Annotated in this window: 22 protein-coding genes and 1 pseudogene; 14 read left to right on the forward strand and 9 right to left on the reverse strand. The window is 66.9% G+C overall.

The genetic code is table 11. The annotated features are described in order from the left end of the window. The first annotated feature begins 261 nt into the window (after nt 1-261). Nucleotides 262-1,650 (forward strand): phosphatase PAP2 family protein, encoded by a 1,389-nt coding sequence (locus tag DL544_RS11400; RefSeq protein ID WP_139727154.1) that lies wholly within the window; start codon nt 262-264, stop codon nt 1,648-1,650. A 79-nt stretch (nt 1,651-1,729) separates the two neighbouring features. Here the strand turns inward: DL544_RS11400 and DL544_RS11405 are convergent, their stop codons facing one another. Together DL544_RS11405 and DL544_RS11410 are read right to left on the reverse strand one after the other, a co-directional pair. After that, nucleotides 1,730-2,101 carry a hypothetical protein gene (locus DL544_RS11405; protein ID WP_139727155.1) on the reverse strand — a complete coding sequence of 124 codons (372 nt, stop codon included), beginning with the start codon at nt 2,099-2,101 and terminating at the stop codon, nt 1,730-1,732. Nucleotides 2,102-2,561: 460 nt separating this feature from the next. After that, nucleotides 2,562-3,227: a TraX family protein gene (locus tag DL544_RS11410; RefSeq protein ID WP_139727156.1), complete on the reverse strand. Its 666-nt coding sequence runs from the start codon at nt 3,225-3,227 to the stop codon at nt 2,562-2,564. A gap of 114 nt (nt 3,228-3,341) precedes the next feature. On the opposite strand from DL544_RS11410, the gene pip reads away from it, so the two are divergent. The 8 genes and pseudogenes from pip to DL544_RS11450 all read left to right on the forward strand — a co-directional run bounded on the left by pip (nt 3,342) and on the right by DL544_RS11450 (nt 11,338). Beyond that, nucleotides 3,342-4,289: a prolyl aminopeptidase gene (pip, locus tag DL544_RS11415; protein WP_065177733.1), complete on the forward strand. Its 948-nt coding sequence runs from the start codon at nt 3,342-3,344 to the stop codon at nt 4,287-4,289. A gap of 206 nt (nt 4,290-4,495) precedes the next feature. After that, nucleotides 4,496-4,795, forward strand: coding sequence for an EF-hand domain-containing protein (locus tag DL544_RS11420; protein WP_065177732.1), 300 nt, complete (start codon nt 4,496-4,498; stop codon nt 4,793-4,795). Between the two features lie 291 nt (nt 4,796-5,086). After that, nucleotides 5,087-5,386 carry a hypothetical protein gene (locus DL544_RS11425; protein ID WP_005416698.1) on the forward strand — a complete coding sequence of 100 codons (300 nt, stop codon included), beginning with the start codon at nt 5,087-5,089 and terminating at the stop codon, nt 5,384-5,386. A 64-nt stretch (nt 5,387-5,450) separates the two neighbouring features. After that, nucleotides 5,451-8,210 carry a magnesium-translocating P-type ATPase gene (gene mgtA, locus DL544_RS11430; RefSeq protein ID WP_139727157.1) on the forward strand — a complete coding sequence of 920 codons (2,760 nt, stop codon included), beginning with the start codon at nt 5,451-5,453 and terminating at the stop codon, nt 8,208-8,210. A gap of 31 nt (nt 8,211-8,241) precedes the next feature. Beyond that, nucleotides 8,242-8,977, forward strand: a pseudogene (locus DL544_RS11435) (MgtC/SapB family protein). A gap of 162 nt (nt 8,978-9,139) precedes the next feature. Beyond that, on the forward strand, nt 9,140-10,195 hold the full coding sequence (locus DL544_RS11440; protein ID WP_138951462.1) for a sensor histidine kinase: 1,056 nt from the start codon (nt 9,140-9,142) through the stop codon (nt 10,193-10,195). Beyond that, entirely contained in the window at nt 10,188-10,829 is a 642-nt protein-coding gene (locus DL544_RS11445; RefSeq protein WP_065186490.1) for a response regulator transcription factor, read from the forward strand. Before DL544_RS11440 ends, DL544_RS11445 begins: the two co-directional genes overlap by 8 nt. Then, nucleotides 10,826-11,338 (forward strand): DUF1697 domain-containing protein, encoded by a 513-nt coding sequence (locus DL544_RS11450; RefSeq protein WP_139727158.1) that lies wholly within the window; start codon nt 10,826-10,828, stop codon nt 11,336-11,338. The genes DL544_RS11445 and DL544_RS11450 overlap by 4 nt, the downstream gene beginning before the upstream one ends. Here the strand turns inward: DL544_RS11450 and DL544_RS11455 are convergent. Both DL544_RS11455 and DL544_RS11460 read right to left on the reverse strand, forming a co-directional pair. Next, complete coding sequence (locus DL544_RS11455) at nt 11,335-11,727, reverse strand: DUF3224 domain-containing protein (RefSeq protein ID WP_065177726.1); 393 nt, start codon at nt 11,725-11,727, stop codon at nt 11,335-11,337. The two genes, DL544_RS11450 and DL544_RS11455, sit on opposite strands and share 4 nt — an antisense overlap. Before the next feature lie 31 nt (nt 11,728-11,758). Then, on the reverse strand, nt 11,759-12,250 hold the full coding sequence (locus DL544_RS11460) for an EamA family transporter (protein WP_255312937.1): 492 nt from the start codon (nt 12,248-12,250) through the stop codon (nt 11,759-11,761). 246 nt (nt 12,251-12,496) lie between these two features. On the opposite strand from DL544_RS11460, the gene DL544_RS11465 reads away from it, so the two are divergent. From DL544_RS11465 to DL544_RS11475, 3 genes are read left to right on the forward strand one after another with little or no spacing between them, the layout of a single operon-like run. Continuing rightward, the gene (locus DL544_RS11465) at nt 12,497-13,693 is read left to right on the forward strand and encodes a cell surface protein (protein WP_139727160.1); all 1,197 of its coding nucleotides are present in this window, start codon (nt 12,497-12,499) and stop codon (nt 13,691-13,693) included. 13 nt (nt 13,694-13,706) lie between these two features. Then, on the forward strand, nt 13,707-15,194 hold the full coding sequence (locus DL544_RS11470) for a DUF6384 family protein (protein ID WP_139727161.1): 1,488 nt from the start codon (nt 13,707-13,709) through the stop codon (nt 15,192-15,194). Nucleotides 15,195-15,210: 16 nt separating this feature from the next. Further along, nucleotides 15,211-16,644, forward strand: a complete 1,434-nt coding sequence (locus tag DL544_RS11475) for a hypothetical protein (RefSeq protein WP_139727162.1) — start codon at nt 15,211-15,213, stop codon at nt 16,642-16,644. Here DL544_RS11475 and DL544_RS11480 read toward each other — a convergent pair. Both DL544_RS11480 and DL544_RS11485 read right to left on the reverse strand, forming a co-directional pair. Then, the gene (locus DL544_RS11480; protein ID WP_139727163.1) at nt 16,641-17,819 is read right to left on the reverse strand and encodes a low temperature requirement protein A; all 1,179 of its coding nucleotides are present in this window, start codon (nt 17,817-17,819) and stop codon (nt 16,641-16,643) included. The two genes, DL544_RS11475 and DL544_RS11480, sit on opposite strands and share 4 nt — an antisense overlap. Before the next feature lie 9 nt (nt 17,820-17,828). Continuing rightward, complete coding sequence (locus DL544_RS11485; RefSeq protein WP_005416705.1) at nt 17,829-18,095, reverse strand: hypothetical protein; 267 nt, start codon at nt 18,093-18,095, stop codon at nt 17,829-17,831. 203 nt (nt 18,096-18,298) lie between these two features. Between DL544_RS11485 and blaL1 the strand changes: the two genes are divergently transcribed. Next, nucleotides 18,299-19,168 carry a L1 family subclass B3 metallo-beta-lactamase gene (blaL1, locus tag DL544_RS11490; RefSeq protein ID WP_065186493.1) on the forward strand — a complete coding sequence of 290 codons (870 nt, stop codon included), beginning with the start codon at nt 18,299-18,301 and terminating at the stop codon, nt 19,166-19,168. Between the two features lie 116 nt (nt 19,169-19,284). Here blaL1 and DL544_RS11495 read toward each other — a convergent pair whose 3' ends face one another. The 3 genes from DL544_RS11495 to DL544_RS11505 all read right to left on the reverse strand — a co-directional run bounded on the left by DL544_RS11495 (nt 19,285) and on the right by DL544_RS11505 (nt 22,591). Continuing rightward, on the reverse strand, nt 19,285-19,824 hold the full coding sequence (locus DL544_RS11495) for a DUF411 domain-containing protein (protein WP_081275831.1): 540 nt from the start codon (nt 19,822-19,824) through the stop codon (nt 19,285-19,287). Between the two features lie 114 nt (nt 19,825-19,938). Next, nucleotides 19,939-20,280 carry a hypothetical protein gene (locus DL544_RS11500; protein ID WP_065177793.1) on the reverse strand — a complete coding sequence of 114 codons (342 nt, stop codon included), beginning with the start codon at nt 20,278-20,280 and terminating at the stop codon, nt 19,939-19,941. 25 nt (nt 20,281-20,305) lie between these two features. Beyond that, a complete protein-coding gene (locus DL544_RS11505) occupies nt 20,306-22,591 on the reverse strand; it encodes an FdhF/YdeP family oxidoreductase (RefSeq protein ID WP_065186494.1) in 2,286 nt (761 codons plus the stop codon). A 244-nt stretch (nt 22,592-22,835) separates the two neighbouring features. On the opposite strand from DL544_RS11505, the gene fdhD reads away from it, so the two are divergent. Beyond that, complete coding sequence (fdhD, locus tag DL544_RS11510; RefSeq protein WP_139727164.1) at nt 22,836-23,675, forward strand: formate dehydrogenase accessory sulfurtransferase FdhD; 840 nt, start codon at nt 22,836-22,838, stop codon at nt 23,673-23,675. Nucleotides 23,676-23,837 lie beyond the last annotated feature (162 nt).

Consider the following 23,837-nt stretch of genomic DNA (forward strand, 5'->3'; position numbering starts at 1 on the left):
ACAAGACATGCGCCATCGCGATTGTCTTTTCTCGCAGTACGCCCGCACAGCGCTGTTCCTGTAGCGCTGAGCCATGCAAGGTTCCGTCTGGTCCGAGGAGCCGAGCGCGGGCACGGCTCTACGGATCGTCAGGCAATCCGCGATAGGCATCCACGCAGGGCGTAGATCTACAAAAGCGCACTGTCGGGTTCGTACGAATCCGATAGTGTCCTTCCCGGCCGGACTCCACCATCGGCGTGACCCTCCTCACGCGGTGGTGCCATGCGCCTTCCAGCCTTTCCTTCGTTCACCACGTCGTTGCGACATGTGCTGCTCGCAACACTCCTTCTCGTACCCTCGCTGGCAACCGCCGCCTCGATCTGTGTCATGCGCTCGGGTGAGCGCCTGCTGCTGGTGCAGGATGTCACCTCGCGCTGGCAGCTGCCTGGCGGAACGGCAGAACACGGTGAATTGCCGCAACAGACCGCTGCCCGCGAAGCGCTGGAAGAAACCGGGCTTGCCGTCGCCACCACCGACCTGCTGGACGACAAGTTGGGTGTGCATGTATTCGCCTGCCGTGCCCTCGAACCCGTCCAGGTGCACGGCAATGCGGTGAATGTGCTGGATGCGCCGCACCTCGGGCGGGAGATCATCCAGGCGCGCTGGGTCAGCCGCGACGAGGTGCGTACACTGCGCACGCGTTTCCCGCAGCAGTTGGAGCGCGCGTATCAGCGGCTGCACGCAGTAGCCGAGAGTGAAGTACGCCCCGTCGCGCGCTTCGGGGCCGCCTCGGCCTTCCGCCAAGCGGAACTGGATTGCGTGCAGCGCACCCAGCAGTGGCCGGTGCGCGGGCTGGCGATGATTGGCAACGTCCTGGGCGAATTCTGGTTCTATCTGCTGGCAATGCCCGTGTTGTGGGTTGCGTTCGGCGCGCAGGCATCCCGCCTGATGCTGATGGCGTTGATGGTGGTCACGCTGGCCGTGCAGAGCATCAAGGTCTTCGCACCGGTGCCACGCCCCTTCAGCTTCGACGCCACGCTCAGCCTGGCCGGTGCCGCCGGCCCTTCCCTGCCCAGCGGACACACCACCAGCGCCACCTGCTTCTTCGTGCTGGTCGCGCTGTGGTTGTTGGCACGCCAACACATCACCGGAAGGTTCAAACGCTCGGCAGTGCTGGGTATCGCGCTGCTGGCCGGGGTGATCGCTGGAATGGCCCGGGTCTGGCTGGGGGTTCACTATTGGAGCGATGTTGCTGCAGGGTTGCTGTTGGGTAGTGCGATCGCGGCGGGAATCCATGCGCTGGGGACATCGCTGGCACGCCACGAACACCCGGCGGTGCGCGAGCGGATCTGCTGGGCTGCCATTGCCTGCGTCAGCCTGGCCGTGGGTGTGGCCTGGCAGGCCCTGCCGCTGCTATTGCCGTTCTGCGTAGCAGCCGCCTGCGCGGTGCTGCCGCGTGCAACCCGGGAGCGAGCGTCGATGGGCTCGGCAGCATGGCTGCTGGCCGGCCTGCTGGTGCTGGGTGGCGTATGCCTGCCGATGGCACAGCGCGCCGAACCGTTCGTGCTTGCGGCCGGCCTGCAGGCGCTGGACTACGTGGGGCTGGGCGCGTGGGTGGCGTGGGGTGCCAGTGCGGCTGCCGCGTGGTGGCCGCTGAGGTACCCGCGGTAGCGTCCACGCATGGCGCCGAGCCATGCTCGGCTGCGTTTTGTCCGGCTCTATATGAACAGCATCCGCGCATGGCGTGGATCTACTCGGGGTGCAGCCGGAAGATGGCGTGGTTGGTCAGCGCCAGCACGGCCAGCTTCAGCCCTTCCATCACGCGGTCGCCCACGTAGTGCTCCGGGCCGCCGTTCTGGCGGGCGCGCTCGGCGGCCAGCAGGATCTCGTTGATGATGCGCAGGCCGGCCAGGGCGCCATCGCTGTCGGCCAGCGCCAGGCAACGGCCCGGCAGCTGGTGACGCTCGGGCCAAGGCTGGCCGTCCGCGGCCACGCCGCGGCCGATCTGGTGCAGCAGCGCGATCAGGTTGTTGGGGTCGGGCGTTGCGCTCGCTTCCTCGCCTTCATCGGCGTTGGCCGGGGCGTACTGGGTGCGCAGAGGGGGAATGTCCGAAGGGTTCATGGCAAGTCTCCGTACAAGGCTACGGTGCCACCGCCCTTAACAAAGGCGGCGGACGGTACGTGGCTGGAAATCCGGCGGTCGCGTAAGCACTAACCGGCAGGTGGGCTATCGCCCACCTCCACGCACCGCCCGCCATAAAGCACGGGCGAATTGCCAGCCGGCACCGCACAAAGCGGCGCCGGCTGGCGTGCGCAAACTACACGCGACCAACGGGGTTTCCAGGCCCCGGCCACCCTTTTCCGGCGGCACCCCATCATGTGCACAACGGGGTGGCAGGCGCCAACAACCCACGTGCAAAGACAGCAACGTTCACGCAGTGGCAGCATTGTCGCATATCGACAATCGAGCCGAAATTCAACAACTTGCACCATGCCGATGGCGCCTGGCTTCACCTGCATCGGCACCATGCGTTCCTTGACCGCATCCGGCTTTCAAGACGCGCGACACGCCAGTTCCGACATTACGCAAGCAGATGTGCAATCAACGCCAGCACCGCCAGATGTCCCACGTAGTACCCGTAGAACACCCACCGCCAGCGCGGCAGTGGCCATGTCACCCGCGCGGCCAGCAGCACCACCGGTACGGCCAGCAATGCCCAGCCGTTGTGGTTCGCCCAGCACACCGCTGCGAGCCCGACCAGCAGCAGCCACCACGCGCGATGCCGGAACGCGATCCATCCCAGCAGCACGCAGCCGACACCCGCCCACTGGTAATCCACGAACATCGGCAGCACGCCGGCAGCCAGCAACAGCTGAACGGGCCGATGGTTCGCCAGCGCATGAACGGCCACCGCAGCCAGGGCAAAGGTCAGCAGGATGTTGAGCGGCAGCCAGGAACCAAACGCGAATGCGTGCACTGGCTGCGCGATCAGCCCCCACAGCGCGAGCCGACGCATCGACTTGCGCAGGTCGGCCCCGGGCTGGGCCAGGTTGCAGGCCATCACCAGCGCGAACAGCGGGAAGGCAATGCGCCCCAGTTCGCTGACCACCGGTACGTAGCCGCCAAAGACCACCTTGGCCACGTGATCACCGGTCATGGCCAGCAGTGCGATCCACTTCAGCAGCTCGCGCGCGCCGCTGCCAAGGGTGAAGTTGAAGGTTGACGTCCCGGTCGTGGTCGCTTGCATCGCGGAAGCTTATGCGCATCGGCCAACCCATTTCCAGCGCCGCGCAGGAGTCCGTCGCTGCAGCCCGCAGGTGGCGGCGCTATGCTGGCCGCCCCAGCTTGTGAGACACCTGCCATGCGTACCCTGTACCCCGCCATCGAACCCTACCGCGAGTTCACCCTTCCGGTGAGCGATCTGCACACGCTGCATGTCGAAGAGTGCGGCACACCGGACGGCATTCCGGTGGTGTACCTGCACGGCGGCCCAGGCGCGGGCATTTCACCCACCCATCGCCGTTTCTTCGATCCGGCACGCTACCGCATTGTGTTGATCGACCAGCGTGGCAGCGGCCGCTCCACCCCGTTCGGCGAGCTGCGCGACAACACCACGCAGGACCTGGTGGCCGACATCGAGAAGGTGCGTGAGCACCTGGGCATCGAGCGTTGGCTGGTCTATGGCGGCTCCTGGGGGTCGACCCTGTCACTGGCCTACGCACAGGCACATCCCGAGCGCGCCACCGGCCTGATCGTGCGCGGCGTATTCCTCGGCCGCGAAATGGAAAACCGCTGGTTCGCCGAAGCCAACGGCGGTGCGCGCTGGATCTTCCCGGAGCGCTGGGACCGCTATGAGGCCTACATTCCGGAAGCCGAGCGCGGCGACATGATCGCAGCCTACTGGAGCCGCATGGACAGCCCGGATGTGGCGATCCGGATCGAAGCCGCGCAGGCCTGGCTGGGCTGGGAGGACAACGCGGCCACCCTGCAGCACGACGTGGATGCGCAATCCACCGACGACCCGCTGGACACATTGGCAAAGGCCCGCATTGAAGCGCATTACTTCCGCAACAGCATCTTCCTGGAGCCGGACCAGCTGCTGCGCGATATCGATCACATCCGCCACCTGCCCTGCGTGATCGTGCAGGGGCGCTACGACATCATCTGCCCGCCGCGCAGTGCGTGGGATCTGGCCAAGGCCTGGCCGGAAGCCCGGCTGGAGATGGTGACCTCCGGCCACAGCGCGAACGAGCCGGCCACGGTGGATGCGCTGGTGCGGGCCACGGACGCCTTTGCCGACCGTTTCTGAGCAGATGGTAGTGCCGGCCGCTGGCCGGCATCCCACCGTTCGAGGGTAGCTTCGACTCCGCGCAATCGCTGCTGCGCGGCCAGGTGAATGGCGACCCACCGGCAACGGTCCACGGCCCCATTCTTCGCAGCCCGCTTACAGCTCCGCGCAGAAGATCCGGCGGTGACCACCGCACCGGTGGTTCGCCCTTTCCCCAGGAGCACGCCATGACCGGTTATCGCTGCCTTCCCATCGCTCTCTCGCTATCCGCGGGCCTGCTGCTGGGCGCCTGTTCCAATCCCCAGGAGGCCAGCAAGGCCACCGCCGCCGAGGACGTGACAGAAGTAAGGCTCATCCCTGCCTACGAATCGCTGGACAAGGACAAGGACGGCATCGTCACCCTGGCGGAAGTCGATGCGGTAGCACCGGACTGGGCCGAACGGCTGCATGCCTGCGATACCGACCGTGACAAGACGTTGACCCGTGGCGAGTACGACGTGTGCAAGCAGACCAGCGCTTCGCATTGATCCATCACTGAACCCTCGATTGGCGCTGTGCATGCCCGGCTATACCAAGGTATAGCCGGGCTAACCCACGAGTCTCTAGGCCTGTCCCATTCAGGGGCGGACAATAGCACCACTGGCCAGGGCAACCCTGGCTGCCAACTTCCCCTCATGGAGACGCAGATGGACCCCGACCCTGCCGGGTGCGCCGCACCCCGGATCACCGCCTGTTGCCTGTTCCTGGCGCCTGCCCGCCGGTCCCTGCCTGCCTGAGTGACGGGGGACCGCCAGGCGCCGCCTGCCTGGAGATCCCCCATGTCCTACAAGATCCTCTACATCACCCTGCGCCGCCTGATCGGCGAGCGCGATGTTGCCGCCCTGCGCAGCCAGCTGCTGCAATACGGCCCGGTCATGTTTGCCCGTTCGCTGTCGCTCGGTTCGCCGCGCGTGGTGGCCGACGCCTTGTCGCTGCTGCCGATCAGCGAGCGCATCACTGTGCTGCGTCATCTGCCCTATCCCCTGCGCGATGCGATGAAGCCGCTGTGCATCGGTGGCAGCCAGCGGCTGCACATGCAGCCATGGTCACCGGCGGTGCTGGCGATGCGCCACGCCTGACCTTGTTCCAACTGTTCCGTTCGTGTTCCGGCCGCGGCCGGCTCTGACATTCGAGGAGAGTCCCATGAGCCTGCTCAACGCCTGGTTCAACGCCTTCCTGCGCAGCCGTCGCGCAGGCAACCTGTTCCGTCGCCGTGCGATGCCCGAAGCCGGGTTCGGCCCGGGCAGCGCCGAAGCAGCGCCGTTCGCGCTCACCACCGGCCTGGTCACCCTCGCCCAGCAGGAGGAAGCCGAGCTGCTGGCGACGCTGGAATCGCACGCCGACGGCCTCAGCCCGCATGAGGCCGAGGAGCGGCTGGCCACGCTCGGTCCCAACGAGGTGGATCACGAAAAGCCGCTGCCGTGGTGGCGCCATCTGTGGCAGTGCTACCGCAATCCGTTCAACCTGCTGCTGACCGTGCTGGCGGCGGTGTCCTGGCTGACCGAGGACATCAAGGCCACCGTGGTGATCGGTGCGATGGTATTGCTGTCCACGCTCATCCGCTTCGTACAGGAGGGGCGTTCGAACCGTGCCGCCGAGCGGCTGAAGGCACTGGTCGGCAACACTGCGCGCGTGCTGCGCCGCAATCCCGGCACCGAGGCTGCGGATGTGGCAGACCAGTACTTCGGCGCGCGCCTGCACAGCCGTCGCCCTGCACGCCTGCTGGACCTGCCGATCCGTGAACTGGTGCCCGGCGACCACATCGTGCTGTCGGCAGGCGACATGATTCCGGCCGATTGCCGCGTGCTGAATGCCAAGGACCTGTTCGTCGCCCAGGCCGCGATGACCGGCGAATCGCTGCCGGTAGAGAAGTTCGCGCACCCGGGCGACGGCCTGGCCGGTCTGCTGGAGCAGCACAACCTGCTGTTCATGGGTACCAATGTGGTGTCCGGCACCGCCACCGCCATTGTGCTGGCCACCGGCAACCGCACCTACTTCGGCACGTTGGCCCAGCGCAGCACCGCCACCGACCGTGCGCCGACCGCATTCCAGGCCGGCGTCAACAGTGTCAGCTGGCTGCTGATCCGCTTCGCGCTGGTGATGGTGCCGTTCGTGCTGCTGATCAACGGCTGGACCAAGGGTGACTGGACCGAGGCGTTTCTGTTCGCGCTGTCGGTGGCGGTGGGCCTGACGCCGGAAATGCTGCCGATGATCGTCACCTCCACCCTGGCCAAGGGTGCGGTGCTGCTGTCGCGGCGCAAGGTGATCGTCAAGCGCCTGGATGCGATCCAGAACTTCGGCGCGATGGAAGTCCTGTGCACCGACAAGACCGGCACCCTCACCCAAGACAGGATCGCACTGGAGCGTCACACCGATGTGTTCGGCCACGATTCGGAAGACGTACTGAAGTTCGCCTATCTCAACAGCCACTTCCAGACCGGGCTGATCAACCTTCTGGATCGCGCGGTGCTGGAGCACGTGGAGCTGCAGAGCTCGCTGCGGCTGTCGCAGGACTACCACAAGGTGGACGAGATTCCGTTCGACTTCGAGCGCCGCCGCATGTCGGTGGTGGTCTCCGAGCGCGAGGACCATCATGAGCTGATCTGCAAGGGGGCAGTGGAAGAAATGCTGGCGGTGTGCAGCACCGTGCGCGAGAACGGCCAGGACATGCCACTGGACGAGCACCGCCTGGCCCGCGTGCGGCAGACCACCGAGGAACTGAACGAGCAGGGCCTGCGCGTGGTGGCGGTGGCGATGAAGGAGACCGCTGCCAGCCAGACCACCTATTCGCAGGCCGACGAATGTAGCCTGACCCTGATCGGCTACGTGGCGTTCCTCGACCCGCCGAAGGAATCGGCCGCGCAGGCGCTGCAGGCGCTTGCCGCGCATGGCGTGGAGGTCAAGGTCTTCACCGGCGACAACGAACTGGTGACCGCGCGTGTCTGCGCGCAGGTGGGGCTGGACGCCGACACCATCCTGACCGGGCCGCAGATCGAGCGCATGGATGACGGCGCGCTGTCGCGGGCGCTGCACCACCATTGCGTGTTCGCCCGGCTGACGCCGCTGCACAAGGAGCGCCTGGTGCGCGAGCTGCGTGCTCAGGGCAAGGTGGTCGGCTTCCTCGGCGACGGCATCAATGATGCACCGGCGCTGCGCGCAGCCGATATCGGCATCAGCGTGGACAGTGCGGTGGACATCGCCAAGGAGGCCGCCGACATCATCCTGCTGGAAAAGAACCTGATGGTGCTGGAGGAAGGCGTCATCCAGGGCCGGCGCACGTTCAACAACATGCTGAAGTACATCCGCATGACCGCCAGCTCCAACTTCGGCAATGTGTTCTCGGTGCTGGTGGCCTCGGCCTTCCTGCCGTTCCTGCCGATGCTGCCGCTGCAGCTGCTGGTGCAGAACCTGCTGTACGACATCTCGCAGATCGCCATTCCGTTCGACAACGTGGACGAGGAGCTGGTGCGCAAGCCGCTGAAGTGGAACCCGGCGGACATCGGCCGCTTCATGGTGTTCTTCGGGCCGATCAGCTCGATCTTCGACCTGAGCTGCTTCGCGCTGATGTGGTACGTGTTCGATGCACGCACGCCGGCCGACCAGGGCCTGTTCCAGTCCGGCTGGTTCGTGGTCGGCCTGCTGACCCAGACCCTGATCGTGCACATGATCCGCACGCCGAAGCTGCCGTTCCTGCAGAGCATCGCCGCGCCGCCACTGCTGCTGATGACCGGCCTGATCATGGCCATTGGCGTGGCCCTGCCGATGAGCCCGCTGGCCGGCTACTTCAAGCTGCAGGCGCTGCCGGCCGGCTACTGGCCGTTCCTGGTGGCGATCCTGTTCGGCTACGCGGTGCTGACCACTGCGCTGAAGCGGTTCTACATCCGTCGTTACGGCTGGCAGTAAGCGCCCGCCGCTTTGTCCAGGGAGAAACACAATGGACATCAATCCGAACCTGCCGGCGTTCGACGCCGGTGCCACGCTCAGCTCGCTGATCAGCCTGTCGGTGGCGTTCGTGCTGGGCACGGTCATCGGCCTGGAACGCCAGCTGCGGCAACGCACCGCGGGCCTGCGTACCAACACGCTGGTGGCGGTGGGAGCGGCGGTGTTCGTCGATCTGGCCGTGCGCTTCCATGACCTGTACGGCGGTCCACCGTCACCGCTGCATGTGGTGGCCTATGTGATCTCCGGCGTCGGCTTCCTTGGTGCCGGCGCGATCATGAAGGACGGCGCGCAAGTGTCCGGCCTGAACACCGCCGCCACCCTGTGGGGATCGGCGGCGGTGGGAGCATGTGCCGGTATCAAGCTGCTGCCCGAAGCAGTGCTTGCCGCGGTGTTCGTGCTGGCCGCCAACACCCTGCTGCGGCCGGTGGTGAACCGCATCCAGCGGCAGCCGCTGCCGGAAGCGTTCAGCGAGGCAACCTATGCGATCAACGTGGTCTGCCAGCGCGAGCAGCAGGCCGAGGTACTGGACCAGCTGTTGCTGCTGCTTGAGCAGGCGCAGTACCCGGTGCGCGGTGGACCAGCGCCCGTTCGGCGAGCGCGACGTGGAAATCGAAGCGGTGCTGTATGCCACCACGGTGGATGCCGGCGAACTGGATGCGGTACTGGCGACGCTGGCGACCACGCCCGGCGTGCTGCAGGGGTTCTGGAACGCCAGCCTGGAGGAGTAGTGCCGGCGGCTGGCCGGCAACCTGATGATCTCCGGAAGCACCCTGCAGATGCCGGCCAGCGGCCGGCACTACCAGGCATCGCTTTGACCGGTGCCGACCAAGGCCGGTATCCACCGATGGCGGCTTTGCTATCCTTTCACCCCACGCCAGGGAGCTTCCCCGATGCCATCGCTGTCGCCCCGCCGCCCACTGGTGCTGCTGGCCCTGATCGTCGTGATGGCGGCGATCTTCCTGATCGACACCGTCACCGATTACGCAGTTGCCGCTGCCTGCTTCTACGCGGCGGTCATCCTGGCCGCATCGCGCGTGCTGGGCGCACGCGGGTTGATCACCCTGGCCATTACCTGCATCGCGCTGACCGGGCTGAGCTTCTTCCTGACCCGCTTCGGCACCTATCGCATCGGCCTGGTCAATTCGGTCATTGGCATGCTGGTGATCGGCATCACCACCTACCTTGCCCTGAACATGGAAGCGGCCAAGGCCGCCGTGCAGGAAGCACAGGGCCGCCTGCTGCGCGTGGCGCGCGCCTCCACCGTGGGCGAGCTCACCACCTCCATCGCGCATGAAGTGAACCAGCCGCTGGCGGCCATCGCCAGCAGCGCCGAAGCCTGCCAGCGTTGGCTCGCGCAGGACCCACCGAACGTGGACAAGGCCCGGCAGACCGTGGCCCGCATCCTGGCCGATGCACATCGTGCCGGTGACGTGATCGCCCGCATCCGCGGCCTGACCCAGGGCGCGGCACCGCAGCGACGCGCCTTCGATCTGAACGAGGCGGTGGAGGAAATGCTGGCGCTGTCGCGCAGCGAGCTGGACCGGCATGGCGTGGCCGTGGCGCTGCTGCTGGACGCCGAACTGCCACCGGTGCAGGCCGACCGCGTGCAGGTGCAGCAGGTGATCGGCAACCTGATCCTCAATGCGGTGGACGCGATGGAGACCGTGCCCACCGCCGACCGGCGCTTGTCCCTGCTGACCCGGCGCGACGGCCAGCGGGTCAGCCTCAGCGTCCGTGATCGCGGTGTCGGCCTGCCCGCCGACCATCCCGAACGCGTCTTCGATGCCTTCTGGACCACCAAGTCGCACGGTCTGGGGCTGGGTCTCAGCCTGAGCCGCTCGATGATCGAAGCCAACGACGGCCAGATCCGTGCCGAACGACCGGCAGGCGGCGGTGCCTGCTTTGTGTTCGACCTGCCCATTGCCACGGACGCCCACCATGCGTAAGCCCACTGCCGCCAACCCCGATCCGGCACCCATCGTCTATGTGGTCGACGACGATCCGTCGGTGCGCGCGGCACTGGAAGACCTGCTGGCCTCGATGGGCCTGCAGGTGCGGGCCTTCGCCTCCACCCAGGCCTTCCTCGAACACGCGCTGGAAGACGCACCGGCATGTCTCGTGCTGGACGTGCGCATGCCCGGCCAGAGCGGTCTTGAATTCCATCGCACGATGGGCAGCCACGGCCTGCAGCTGCCGGTGGTGTTCATCACCGGCCACGGCGACATCGCGATGGGCGTCAACGCGATCAAGGACGGCGCCATCGAATTCCTCACCAAGCCCTTCCGTGATCAGGAACTGCTCGATGCCATCCACAAGGGCATCGAGATCGACCGCCAGCGCCGCCGCGAGGGCGAGGCACTCGGCGCGCTGCAGCTGCGCTGGGACACCCTCAATGCCGGCGAGCGCGAGGTGGTCGATGGCGTGGTGCGCGGCCGCCTCAACAAGCAGATCGCCGGCGACCTGGGCGTCAGCGAGATCACGGTGAAGGTGCGCCGTGCGCAGGTGATGCGCAAGATGGGCGCACGCACCCTGGTTGACCTGGTGCGCATGTACGACCGCCTGCAGGCGGGTACGCCATGAACGTCCACGTCGCGCTGCTGCGCGCGGTCAACGTCGGCGGCACCGGCAAGCTGCCGATGCGCGAACTGGCGATGTGCGAGGACGCAGGCTTCGCCGATGTCCGCACCTACATCGCCAGCGGCAATGTGGTGTTCCGCAGCGGGCTTGATGAATCCACCGTACGGGAGGCCCTCGCCCAACGGCTGCAGGCGTACGCCGGCAAGCCGGTGGGCGTGCTGGTGCGCTCGGCCAACGAGATCGTAGGCGTGGTGGCACGCAACCCGTTTGCGCAGGCCACCGGCAACCGTGTGGTCGCGCTGTTCCTCGACGGCAGCCTGCCTGCCGATCCGCTGGACGGCGTGACCGGCCGGCGCGATGAACAGCTCGCACTCGGCACGCGCGAGATCTTCATCCACTACGGTGCCGGCATGGCCGACTCGCGCTTGCGTATTCCCGGTTCGGCACAGGGCACGGCACGCAATCTCAACACCGTCGCCCGGCTCGCGGCGATGGCAGCGGAACTGCGCTAGCGCTCTTCCGGCAGGCTGTACAGGAGCCGGTAGTCATGGCGACCCTCGCTGATGGTGATCTCCAGCGTGCCGACCAGGCCCAGCAAGCCGTCACTGCCGGAATCAGGCACCACCACCACGCTCAGCTGTGGCGTGCCACGGGTCATCAACCCATTGTGCTGCAGGGTGAACGCGCCGTGGCGCCCGGCCAGCGTGGCCGTCACCCGCTCCATCGCCACGTAGCCGGCCGAGCCCTGCACCGGTGTGCGGAAGGCCAGCATCTGGCCGACGCTGCTGCCGTGCAGGTCGCCGGCAAAGGTCTTGTTGATCGACATCACCGCGATCGGGCCGTCATTGCCACCGATCGCTCGCAGATCCACTTCAAACGTACCGTGTGCTTCACCCTGCATCCTGCTCTCCCCTCTGGTCGCTTGAACGCTGCTACTTCTTCGTGGCCAGCACGATCACCCCGGTCAGCACCAGGCCGATGCCGCTCCACTCCCGCAGGCTGGGCCGCTCGCCCAGCAGAAGATAGGCCAGCACGATCACCAGTACCACGCTGAACTTGTCCACCACCGCCACCTTGGCAAGCTCACCGCTCTGCAATGCGCGGAAGTAGAACAGCCACGACGCTCCGGTGGCCAGCGCCGACAGCACCAGGAACAGCCGGGTGCGCCCCGGCAGCAGCAACGGGTTGGACCATTTGCCGGTGACCACCACCAGCGGCAGGACTACCGCTGCCACCACCAGGGTGCGGATGGCCATGGCCAGGTCCGAGTCGACGCCCTTGACGCCGACTTTGGCGAACAGCGCGGTCATCGCCGCGAAGGCGGCAGACAGTCCAGCCCATATCAACCACTGCGGTACGTTCTGCACGAAGCCCTCGCTTGCCGGAACGGATGAGCGTGCGCCAACGCTACTCCACCCTGCCATCGGTGGGGCTTCACCTGCCCATCACCACCGCTACAATGGGTGAGGAATCGCCAGGGGGGCGATCTGCAGGGAATGCGCCATGCGTGAACAGGACACCACCCTCGCCCTTGCCGGGCCGTCGTCCCTTGACCGGGCCCGCCTGCCGTGCACCGCACGGCTGCTGCTTCCCCTCCCCTTCGTTTCGCAGCAACCTGCCCGTTCCGCATGGCAGGTTCCTCATCGCTTGCCCTGACCGGAGCCGTCGAAATGCCCGAGAACACCCTCCTTGCCACGCCGGCCGCCACCGCGCCGATCAAGTACCTCGACCGCGCCATGGCCACGCTGCGCAGCCTGGGCCTGGCCGCCCCCCAGGACAACAACGCACCGGCCATCGCGCTGGTCTCGCAGCTGTCCACCCTCGACCAGGGCCGCGTGGTGGCCATTGCCCGCGTGCTGCAGCAGTCCGGCCATTTCAATGCCGTGATGCGTGATGAAATCAGCTCGGCCAAGGTGTCCGACCGCTATACCGAGATCATCCGCGCCTTCGACAGCATCCGTGATGACGCCAGCACCATGGTCGAGCAGGTGCGTGACGGCAAGATCGACATGGGCGAGCGCCTGCAGAACCTGTGGATGAAGGTCACCCGCGGCGACATTCCGAGTCGGTTCGAGAAGATCCGCCGTACGTTCCTGGACGTCAGCCGCGATTCGGCCGAGCAGCTGCAGCGTGAGTCGCGAGTGCTGGAGATGTACGGCGACTTCCGCCTGTCGATCAAGGATGCCGAGATCCAGGCCCATGAGCTGTTGAAGCTGCAGGAGCAGGCGCTGGCCGATGCGCGCGAGGCGCTGAAGCAGGCGCAGCAGCGCGTGGAATCGGCCGACCCGTCCGCCGATGCCGCCGACACCGGCCGCCTGGTCATGGCCCGCGACGAGGCCCTGCGCAACAACCAGGCCGAGGAGTCGCGCTACCAGCTGGCCAAGGACCTGGCCGAGAACCTGCAGGTGAACTACGCCACCTCCGAGGCGATCATGCTGCGCGTGCACCAGTCGCATGAGGTCAAGCGCCGCGTCAACGAGCGCTCGGTGGTGTTCTTCTCCACCAATGAGACCAGCTTCACCGCCTTGAACCTGGCATTCACCACGCAGATGGGCCTGCATGAGTCCACGCAGGCGCTCAATGCGATGACCGAGGGCACCTCAAAGGGCCTGGAAGCGGTGGCCAACATTGGCGACGACGTGCTGCACGAGGGCCTGAAGGCCGGCTACGGCGCCACCATCGGCGTCGATTCGGTGCGCAAGCTGGTCGATGCGGTGGTGCGCTTCCAGGAGACCTCGCTGCAGGAGATCGAGCAGCTGCGTGGACAGGCCACGCGCGATTCGGCGGAGATCGCCGAGTATGTCGAACAGGGCAAGCAGCGTTTCGCTGCCCTGCTGCAGGCACCGCCGAGCCCGGAGTCGCGCTGAGGTGAGTGCGACGATGGCCCCTGCCGAGCTGCAGGATGCGCTGCTGACCATGGATGTGGTCGACCAGCTGCGTTACCGCAATGCCGAAATGAAGGCGCTGGCCGACAGCGGCCATGACAAGGCGACGCTGAAGCAGCGCCTGCTTGAGTTGTACCGCTCGCAGGGCATCGAGGTCTCCGACGAGATCCTCGAGGCCGGCATCCAGGCCCAGCGTGAGCAGCGCTACCTCTACACCGCGCCGCGAGGCTGGAAGGCCTGGCTGGCGCGGCGCTGGATCGACCGCAGCCGGCTGCTGAAATGGGCGCTGATGGTAGCCCTGGTGCTGCTGATGCTCGGTGTCCTGCTGGTGATGGCGCGCAGCTTCGGCGCGTTCGTGCACGAGAGCAACGTGCAGAAGAACGTGCAGCTGCTGAACGACAAGGTGGCCGCGCAGCAACGGGAGGCTGCCGCAGCGCGCGCCCTGCTGGCCTCACAGGAACAGGCCCTGCAGGGACTGCTGCCACGTGCCACCGCCAGCGGCGAGCGCCTGCAGCCGCTGACCGAAGGTGCACAGACCGCGCTGGCCGAAGCACAGCGGCGCTTTGCCGACGTTCCCGCCGCGATGGCAACGCTGCCGACCCTTGTGCGCAAAGACAAGCTCACCCGGCTCAGCAGCGGTGGCAGCGCCACCGGCGAGCAGGCGGCCGCGCAGGTGGAACAGCACCGACTGGCAGCGGCGCAACTGCTGGCGCAGGCCAAGGACACCCTGCCTCCGCTGACCGAGCGGGTGAACACCCTCGGCCAGGCGATCGAGGCCAGCGAGCTGCTGGATACCACCAACGCCGCTGCAAAGGCAGCACGCCTCGCGCCGGATGCCGAGCAGGTGCGCGCACGCGCCTACACCGGCGGCGACGTGGCACTGCGCGCGGGCGACATCGCCGCAGCCGGGCAGGCGGTAGCGACCCTGAAGGACCTGATCGGCAGCGCCGACAAACTGGCCGCGCTCAGCGAGCGCCTGGCCCAGCTCAAGGCCGATGGCCTCGCCACCGGCGTCACCGGCGAAGACCGCAAGCGCTTCGAGCGTGCGCTGGAGCAGGCCGCCCGCCTGATCCGGGTCGAGACGCTGGCCGAAGCCGGGCCGGCCCTGGACGAGGCCAGCCAGCTGGTGGCGCTGCTGTCGCAGACCCTGGTCTACCGCATCGTCAACCGCGACGATGAACGCACCGGCGTCTGGCGCTACAACGAAAAGGCCAACGGTGGCCGCAATTACTACCTGGTGACCGAAGCACTGGACGAGGCCGGCAAGGCCACCGAACTGCTGATCCGCAACGAGGAAACCGGCAAGGACGAATGGACCTCGCTGTTCGCCGTGCGCGTGCCCGAGGCCACCTACAACCGCGTTGCCGCCGACAAGCAGGACAACGGCATCATCGAAGACGACCAGATCGGCAGCAAGCCGCGCGGCAGCCTGTCGCCGCGGTTCCGCATGCCCACCACCGGCGGCTACATCACCGAATGGTGATGGGTAAGGAACTGACATGAGAGATCTGAACGAGGCCATTGCTGATGTCGAAGCCGATATCGGCCAGGTGCAGGCACAACTGGCCGCGCGTGGCGACCAGTGCCGGGAACTGATCAAGGAACAGGAAGCGCTGCACGGCGGGGTCCGCGACGACTTCAACACCTTGGCCCGCCTGCAGGCCGAGGCCGCTACCGATGCGCCGCCGATGCTGGCCCGGGACCTGCTGCAGCAGTCCAGCGCCGATCTGCAGCGCCGTGACCGCAAAGCGGCGGTGCTGGCCGACGAACTGCAGGCGCTGCTGGACATCGAGCAGTCGCTGCAGCAGCGGTCGCAGGAGGCCGTTACCGCGCGCGACGCCGCCGGTGGACGCTGGCAGGCCCTGCAGGATCAGGTGGACACCGCGCTGCAAGCGGAACCCACCTACAGGGCCCTGCAGGACGATCTGCAGCTGGCCGTGGCGCGCGCTGCCACGGTGGAGCGGATGGCCGCCTCCGCGCAGTCGGAGCGTGACGCCAAGGCCGGCGCCTACCAGGCCGACCCGATCTTCATGTACCTGCATCGACGCGGCTTCGGCAGCACGGCCTATCGCGGTTGGCCGCTGGTGCGCACCGTCGATGGCTGGTTGGCCGAGCTGTGCGGCTTCGACCGTGCCCGCCGCGAGTACGCCACGCTGGTGGAGCTTCCGCCCTATCTGCAGGAACATGCCGGACAGGCCCGTGCCGACATCGAGGCGGCCCGCCAGCCGGTACAGCAGGCCCGCGACGCCGCTCTCGCCCATGCCGGTGGCGACCCGCTGCGCCAGCAACTGCAGGCGGCACAGAGCGCAGTGGCGCAGGCACTGTTGGCCGAGCAGCTGCATCGGCAGACCGTGGATGCCAAGCAGGCACAGATCGATGGCTTCCGCAGCTGGACCGATGCCGAAGGCGGCGCCCTGCTCACCGCGCTGGCGCGCACGCTGTCTGCCAAGAGCATGGACGACCTGTACCGCCGCGTCGCCGCCACCGCCTCCGGCGAGGACGATGCCGTGCTCGAACGCATCCATGGCAGTCGCCTGCGCCTGGGCGAGATCGACGGCATGGTGGCTGAGCACACCCGTGAAATGGCCGTGCTGAAGAAGCGCCTGGACAGCCTGCAGGCTGCGCGCAGGAGCTACCAGGCAGCAGCAGACATCGAACGCCAGGCCTACGAGGCGCCGAGCTACCGGTCCGCCGCGCCGGCCACCGTCGCCGCATCCTTCTTCAGCACCACCCGCGGCCAAAGCACCACCCGCTCCTCTGGCAGCCTGTTCGACCTGCTTTCGGGCGGTTCCAGCAGTTCCAGCTCGAGGTCAAGCTCGCGTTCGAGTTCCAGCTCAAGCTCCAGTTCCGGTTCCAGTTCCAGCGGCAGCAGCTTCCACAGCGGCGGCGGTATCAGCGGCGGCGGTGGCTTCAAGACCGGCGGCGGGTTCTAGCCCGGCAACGACCGGGTGCGCCGCTTCAGCCGCGCATCCAGCACGCCCACGCCCAGCAGCACCAGGCTGGTCAGCCATCCGGCGGCCAGCAGGTGCGTCCATGGCAACACCAGGCACAGCACCAGCAGCGCGGCAGCGCCCAGCAGATGCGAGCGCGGCGCGTGCCCATAGACCACGCGCTTGTACAGGGCACTGCCCAGCAGATAGATCAGCGGGCCTGCCACCATCACGGTCACGTAAACCGGGGTGACGGCCACCCCCGGATGGTCCATGACCAGATCATTGCCCACCGCCGTGGCGATGATGCCGGCGATCAGCAATGCATGCACGTAGTGGAAGTTGGCGCCCATCCGCCCGGGGTCTTCGGCGTGGGTGATGGCCTCTGTGGCATCGCGGCTGGAGATGCCGAAGTACAGCCACCACATGGCAATCGTGCCGGCGAAGGTGGCCAACACCGCTGAAACCACTTCCAGGCTCCAATGCTCGACGTCGCTGAGCACGCCCCCGGTTGCCAGCAACGTCTCGCCCAGTGCGACGATGACGAACAGCTGGCAGCGTTCGGCCAGGTGTCCGCCCTCGATGGTCCAGTCGCGGGTGTGCGAACGGCCCATGCCCGGGAACGCGAAGCCGAACATCGGCGAGATGTATTCGCAGGCCACCGCCACCGCCCACAATGCCAGGCGGAGGTTGCCCTCGGCCGCCGCGCCGGCCAGCCAGAAGCAGGCCGACACGCTGACCCAGGCCAGCATGCGGCGGAAGTTCGGTGCCAACGGATGGCTCCGGCCGACCTCCAGCAGCACGAACGCGGTGCGTCCGACCTGCATCGTGGCGTACGCCCCGGCGAAGATCCACGCACGATCGGCAAACGCCTCGGGAATGGACGAGGACATCAACAACGCCAGCAGCATGGTGGCGAACAGCAGGCCGCGGATGCGCGGCACCTCCGGGTCGAACCAGTTGCTGACCCAGCACGCGTACTGCCAGCCGAGCCAGACCGCGAACCACAGCACCAGCGTCTGCAGTACACCGGCCAGGTCCAGGTGGTGCAGCAGATGGTGGCTGAGCTGGGTGACCGCGAATACGTAGACCAGATCGAAGAACAGTTCTTCGTAGGTCACGCGGGCATGGTGGCCGTCGCGGTGGCGCAGCGCGGGCAAGCGCAGTCGGGTACGCATGGAACTCCTTCAGCGCGCCAGGCGCCAGTACAGGAAACCGGCCAGCAACGCCGGCGCGGCAAACACCAGCAACAGGATCGGCAACTCCTCGCGTACCGCGTAACCGGCCTTGCTGACCCCCACCCACATGTTGGCCACGGCCACCAGCAGCCAGGTAGCGATGAAGGCGATCAGTGCCGTGGGCAGCTGCGAGGTGCCCACGCTCCAGAGACGGCCAAACAGCAGGAACACGCCCAGCAGGAGCACGCCGCCGAGCATCACCATGAGCACATGCATGGTCCACCTCCTTGAGCCTGGGAACAGGCTAGCCCCGGCCGATTGTGCGCAACAGCCCGTGGAGATGGATTCACAGTCCAGAGCAAGCGAACAATCCCGGCATCGGCTGCGGCGAACCTTATGGCAGCCATGAGTTATTCGCGAAACGGGCCGTCCAGGGTACGTGCTAGCTTCATCCGACCCTATCCAGACCCCTCTCCGCCATGCGCCGTTGCCTGACGACCCTTGCCCTGACTGCCACACTTGCCTTTGATGTCACTGCCGCCGACACACCGCTGCCACAGCTGCAGGCCTACACCGTAGACCCATCCTGGCTGCAGCCGATGGCGCCGCTGCAGATCGCCGACCATACCTGGCAGATCGGCACTGAGGACCTGACCGCGCTACTGGTGCAGACCGCCGACGGCGCGGTGCTGCTCGACGGCGGCATGCCGCAGATGGCCAGCCACCTCATCAGCAACATGAAGGTGCGCGACGTGGCGCCGCAGGACCTGCGCTTGATCCTGCTCAGCCATGCGCATGCCGACCATGCGGGCCCGGTGGCAGAACTGAAGCGCCGTACCGGTGCGATGGTGGTAGCCAACGCCGAATCAGCGGTGCTGCTGGCGCGCGGCGGCAGCAACGACCTGCACTTTGGCGACAGCATCACCTTTCCGCCGGCCAGCACCGACCGCATCATCATGGATGGCGAAGTGGTCACGGTGGGTGGCATCGCGTTCACTGCACACTTCATGCCGGGGCACACCCCGGGCAGCACCGCCTGGACCTGGACCGATACCCGCGATGGCAAGCCGGTGCGCATCGCCTACGCCGACAGCCTGAGTGCGCCGGGCTACCAGCTGCAGGGCAACGCCCGCTATCCCCACCTGGTCGAGGACTACCGGCGCAGCTTCGCTACGGTGCGCGGCCTGCCCTGCGACCTGTTGCTGACCCCGCATCCGGGCGCCAGCAACTGGAACTATGCCGCTGGCAGCAAGGCCAGCGACAAGGCACTGAACTGCAAGGCCTACGCGGATGCGGCCGAGAAGAAGTTCGACGCGCAGTTGGCCAAGGAAACGGCCGCAGCACGCTGATCCCGTAGAGCCGAGCCCATGCTCGGCTTGCCGGCCAAACACAGCCGAGCGTGGGCTCGGCTCTACACAGGATGCGTCGAAGAGTGCCGGTCAGAACGACCGGCACCCGCCGTCCATCAGCCACCCTGTCCGTGCTGGGCGAACGGCTCGGTGCTGCCGTCGGTGCGCACCAGCTCGACGGTGTACGGCTGCACGTAGCCATCCGGCATTTCCATGCCCGGCGAACCGGCCGGCATGCCGGGCAGCACCAGCCCGCGCGCGGCCGGGCGTTCGGCCAGCAGGCGCTTGATGTCCTCGGCCGGAACGTGGCCCTCGACCACATACCCGCCGATCTCAGCGGTATGGCAGGACGCCTTGCCGACCGGCACGCCCAGGCGAACCTTGATCGGGTTCATGTCGTCGGTGTCATGCACCTCCACCTGGAAGCCGGCGGCCTTCAGGTGGTCGACCCAGATGCCACAGCAGCCGCAGCTGGCGGTCTTGTGCACGATGGCCACCGGCAAGGCCGGATCGACCTTGGCCGGGCTGGCCTGGATCGGTGCCACCGGTGCTGCGCTGGCGATCGGTGCGGCGGCGGATTCTTCGGCGGCACGTGCACAGGCGGTCGTGGCCAACACGGTACCCAGCAGCAGGCCGAGGGAGAGAGTACGGTTCATTGCGTGATTCCTTTGCAGAGGCGGGCAACGCGGCCCGTCGCCCGCGCATCGAAGGCACAGGCAGAGTCGAGAAAAGTCGAGCAACTACGGCAGGCGCTTGAGGCCTGCAGGGAATCACGCGATAGGGGGCCGCAACGGGTCCGGCATCGGCGGCGGTGCGCGTTGCCGGGTACTGGCGGCTACCGGCGCCTCGCGCCACGGCGAGGCGGGCATACCGCTCGACATGGCCAGCATGCCAAGGCAGGCCGGCGGGCATTCACACTCACCACTCTGGCAGGCCGCCGGGGCCGCATCATCGCAGCAGCCGGCTGCCGCCATCGCGGCCGAGTGCGGTGCAGCGCAGTGATCCTGGTTGGCCGACCCGCTGTACGAAGATGAGGCAAGCGCGAGCGCCGGTGCATTCAGCACCAGGGCGACAAGCAGCATCCATCGCAGCAGCAGGCCAGGCAGGTTCACCTGCCGATGATAGCCGATGCGCGTGTCACGCAGTCGCCGCCGCCATTGCACTCATCCGCACCGGAATCGACTTGGCAGCGGGCGTGCCGCTGATGCGGTCGTAGTAGTCCAGTGGCAACAACGGGTTCAGTTCCGGGTAGTACCCGGCCAGCGCGCCGCGCGGCATCGGGTAGTCCAGTACGGTCAGGCCCTCGACGCGCCGCTGCACGCCATCGCGGCTGATCGTCTCCAGGCTGACCAGCGCCTCCTTCTCCAGACCGCGCGCCAGCCGGTCCTCGATGTTCATGAACAGCACCATGCGATCGTTGTACACGCCGCGATAGCGATCATTGTAGCTGTAGATGGTGGTGTTGTACTGATCATGCGAGCGCACGGTGGCCAACCGCAACATGTCCGGATCGTGCACCGGATCGTCCACGTCCAGGCCGGGCATCACCAGGATGTTGGCCTTGCCATTGGGCGTGGGCCACACGCGGCGGCGCGGCGGAATGTCCAGATGGAAACCGTGCGGCTGCTGGATGCGCGCGTTGAAGCCGGTGTAGATCTCCGGGTACACGGCAGCGATGAGTTCGCGAATAGGTGCATAGTCGTGCATGCAGCGCGCCCAGTCGACCTTGCTGTGCGGCAGCGCAGCCATCGCCATGCGGCAGACGATCTCGACCTCGGGCAGCACCTCCGTGCTGACCGGTTCGAGCACGCCGCGCGAGGCGGTCACGTTCGACATCGCGTCTTCGATGGTGACGAACTGCTCGCCGGCCGGCGTGACGATGCGCTCCGAGCGCGCCACTACCGGCAGGATCAGCGCATCGCGGCCATGAACCAGATGACCTCGATTGAGCTTGGTGGCGATGCCCACGGTCAGGTCCAGCCCACGCATCGCTTCATACGCGCGAGGCGTATCGGGCACCGCATGGATGAAGTTGCCCCCCAGGCCGATGAACACCTTGGCGCTGCCGTCCAGCATCGCCTCGATGGACTCGACCACATGGTGGCCATGCTCACGCGGCGGATCGAAGCCGAACACCTGCTGCACGCGGTCCAGGTAGGCCGGCTTGGGCTTCTCGTCGATGCCGACGGTGCGGTCGCCCTGCACATTGGAATGACCACGGATCGGCCCTATGCCAGCACCGGGCTTGCCGAAGTTGCCACGCAGCATCAGCAGGTTGGCGACCTGCTGCAGCAGGCGCGAGCCGTACTGATGCTGGGTCAGGCCCATGCCGTAGCAGATCACGGTGGCCTTGGAGCGGATGTAGATCTCCGCACAGCGGTGTATCTGCGCCTGCGAGATGCCGGATACCTGCACGATCTGGTCCCAGTCCTGCGCCAACACATCCTCGCGCAGCGCCTCCAGGCCCACTGTGTGTTCTGACAGGAAATCATGGTCGAGCACGCGCTCGCCCTGCGCCTCGCGCTCGAACATCACCTTCATCATGCCCTTGATCAGGGCCAGGTCGCCGCCGATGCGGATGTGCACGAACTCGCTGGTGATCTCGGTCGAACCGAACGTGGCCATCTGCACCACGTCCTGCGGCTCGGCAAAGCGGATCAGCGCGCGCTCGGGCATCGGATTGACCGCCACAATCGGGATGCCGCGTTTGCGCGCATCGACCAGGTTGCTCATCATCCGCGGTGAATTGGTGCCGGTGTTCTGGCCGATCACGAAGATCGCCTCGGCGTGCTCGAAATCCTGCAGCACGATGGTGCCCTTGCCCACCCCGATGGCCGGCGGCAGCCCGCGGCTGGTCGGCTCGTGGCACATGTTCGAGCAGTCCGGGAAGTTGTTGGTACCAAACTCGCGCACGAAGATCGAATACAGGAACGCCGCTTCGTTGGGCGTGCGCCCGGAGGTGTAGAACTCGGCCTGGTGTGGGCTGTCCAGCGCCTGCAGGTGGCGACCGATCAGTGCAAAGGCATCGTCCCAGCTGCACGGCACGTAGTGGTCGGTGGCTGCGTCGTAGCGCATCGGCTCGGTCAGCCGGCCCTGCATCTCCAACCAGTAGTCGGTCTGCGCCATCAGCTCCGTGACGGTGTGGCGGGCGAACAACTCGCGGCCGGCCCGGAACTCCGTAGCCTCCCAGGCCAGTGCCTTCGCGCCGTTCTCGCAGAACTCCAGCTTCCTGCGTTCGTCGGCATCGGGGAACGCGCAGCTGGGGCACTTGAAGCCACCGGGCTGGTTCATCGCCAGCAGCGCCTTCGACCCCTTGCCGATCACACTCTGCTGCAGCAGCACCTTGGCGGTGGCACCGGCGGCACCCCAGCCGCCGGCAGGCTGGTTGTAGGGCTTGTAACGCGGCGGTTTCTGCTCGGACATGTTCGGGAACCTTACGGAAGGAACGCAGCAACAATCGGCACAACGCGGTCCGGCGGCGCAGTCAATGGCACGACCAGCCGCACAGTCAAGCACGGCCTGCGCGGCTTCGCCAGAGGGTACAGGCGGTTTTCAGCACAACCTGCCATGGCAACGGTTACAGCCGCGTCTGCGCGCGACCACTGCGCTATCCTCGAAACCGCAGGCGGTGGCCCGCCCGCGTTTCTCCCTTGTCCGGACGCGCTGCATGCCTGATTCGATCCCGCCGCACACCCCACCTGCCGGCACCGCCCAACGCCCGCTGCAGCGCTGGCGCAACGAGGGGCAACAGCAGCAGGTCGATGTGGTGGCCGAAGAAGTGCCGGTGGCGCTGCGCTACAACGGCGCCGCCTTTGCGGTGATGATGGCCACACCGTGCGACCTGGAAGACTTCGCGCTCGGCTTCTCGCTCAGCGAAGGCCTGATCGACACCCCCTCGCAGCTGCTGTCGATCGAGATCCGCCCGCAGCTGGAAGGCATCGGGTTACAGATGACCGTGGCTGAGGAGGCACCCGGTGCCGACCTGGACCCGTCCAATGGACGCCTGCTGCCCGGTCGTGGTGGCTGTGGCCTGTGCGGCACGCGCCAGCTGGAAGAAGTGCTGCGCCCACTGCCGCAGATCCGCGAGCGACGCAGCTACTCGCCCGCCGCTCTGCAGCGCGCGCTGGCCACGCTGACGCAGCACCAGCCGATGAATGCGGCAAGCGGCTCCACCCACGCCGCGGCCTGGGCCGATGCCAGTGGACGCATCGGCTGGGTGCGGGAGGATGTCGGACGCCACAATGCACTGGACAAGCTGATCGGTGCGCTGCACCACAACGAACACGCCATCGAAGGCAGCCTGCTGGTGATTTCCAGCCGGGCCAGCTACGAAATGGTCAGCAAGGCGGTGCGCGCCGGTGCCAGCGTACTGGCTGCAGTCTCGGCACCGACCGCGCTGGCGATCGACCTGGCCCGCAGTGCCGGCCTGTGCCTGGTCGGGTTCGCGCGGGAGAGCGGGTTCAATGTGTATACCCATCCGGACCGGTTGCAGGCGGACGACCGGTAATCTCCGCTGCGTAGGGTCGACTATCACTCGTGGCGCGAGGTTTCCGGGCACCTGAAGGACGAGCAGTCGATTAACTGTCGACTCTACCGCAACGGCTTCCGGGCCCCTCGCCCAGCCAAGGCGAAATCGTCGTAGTTCGATAGCCAGCAATCGGCGCGCCAC

The sequence above is a fragment of the Stenotrophomonas sp. pho genome (genome assembly GCF_006228405.1).
Classification (GTDB): Bacteria; Pseudomonadota; Gammaproteobacteria; order Xanthomonadales; family Xanthomonadaceae; genus Stenotrophomonas; species Stenotrophomonas sepilia.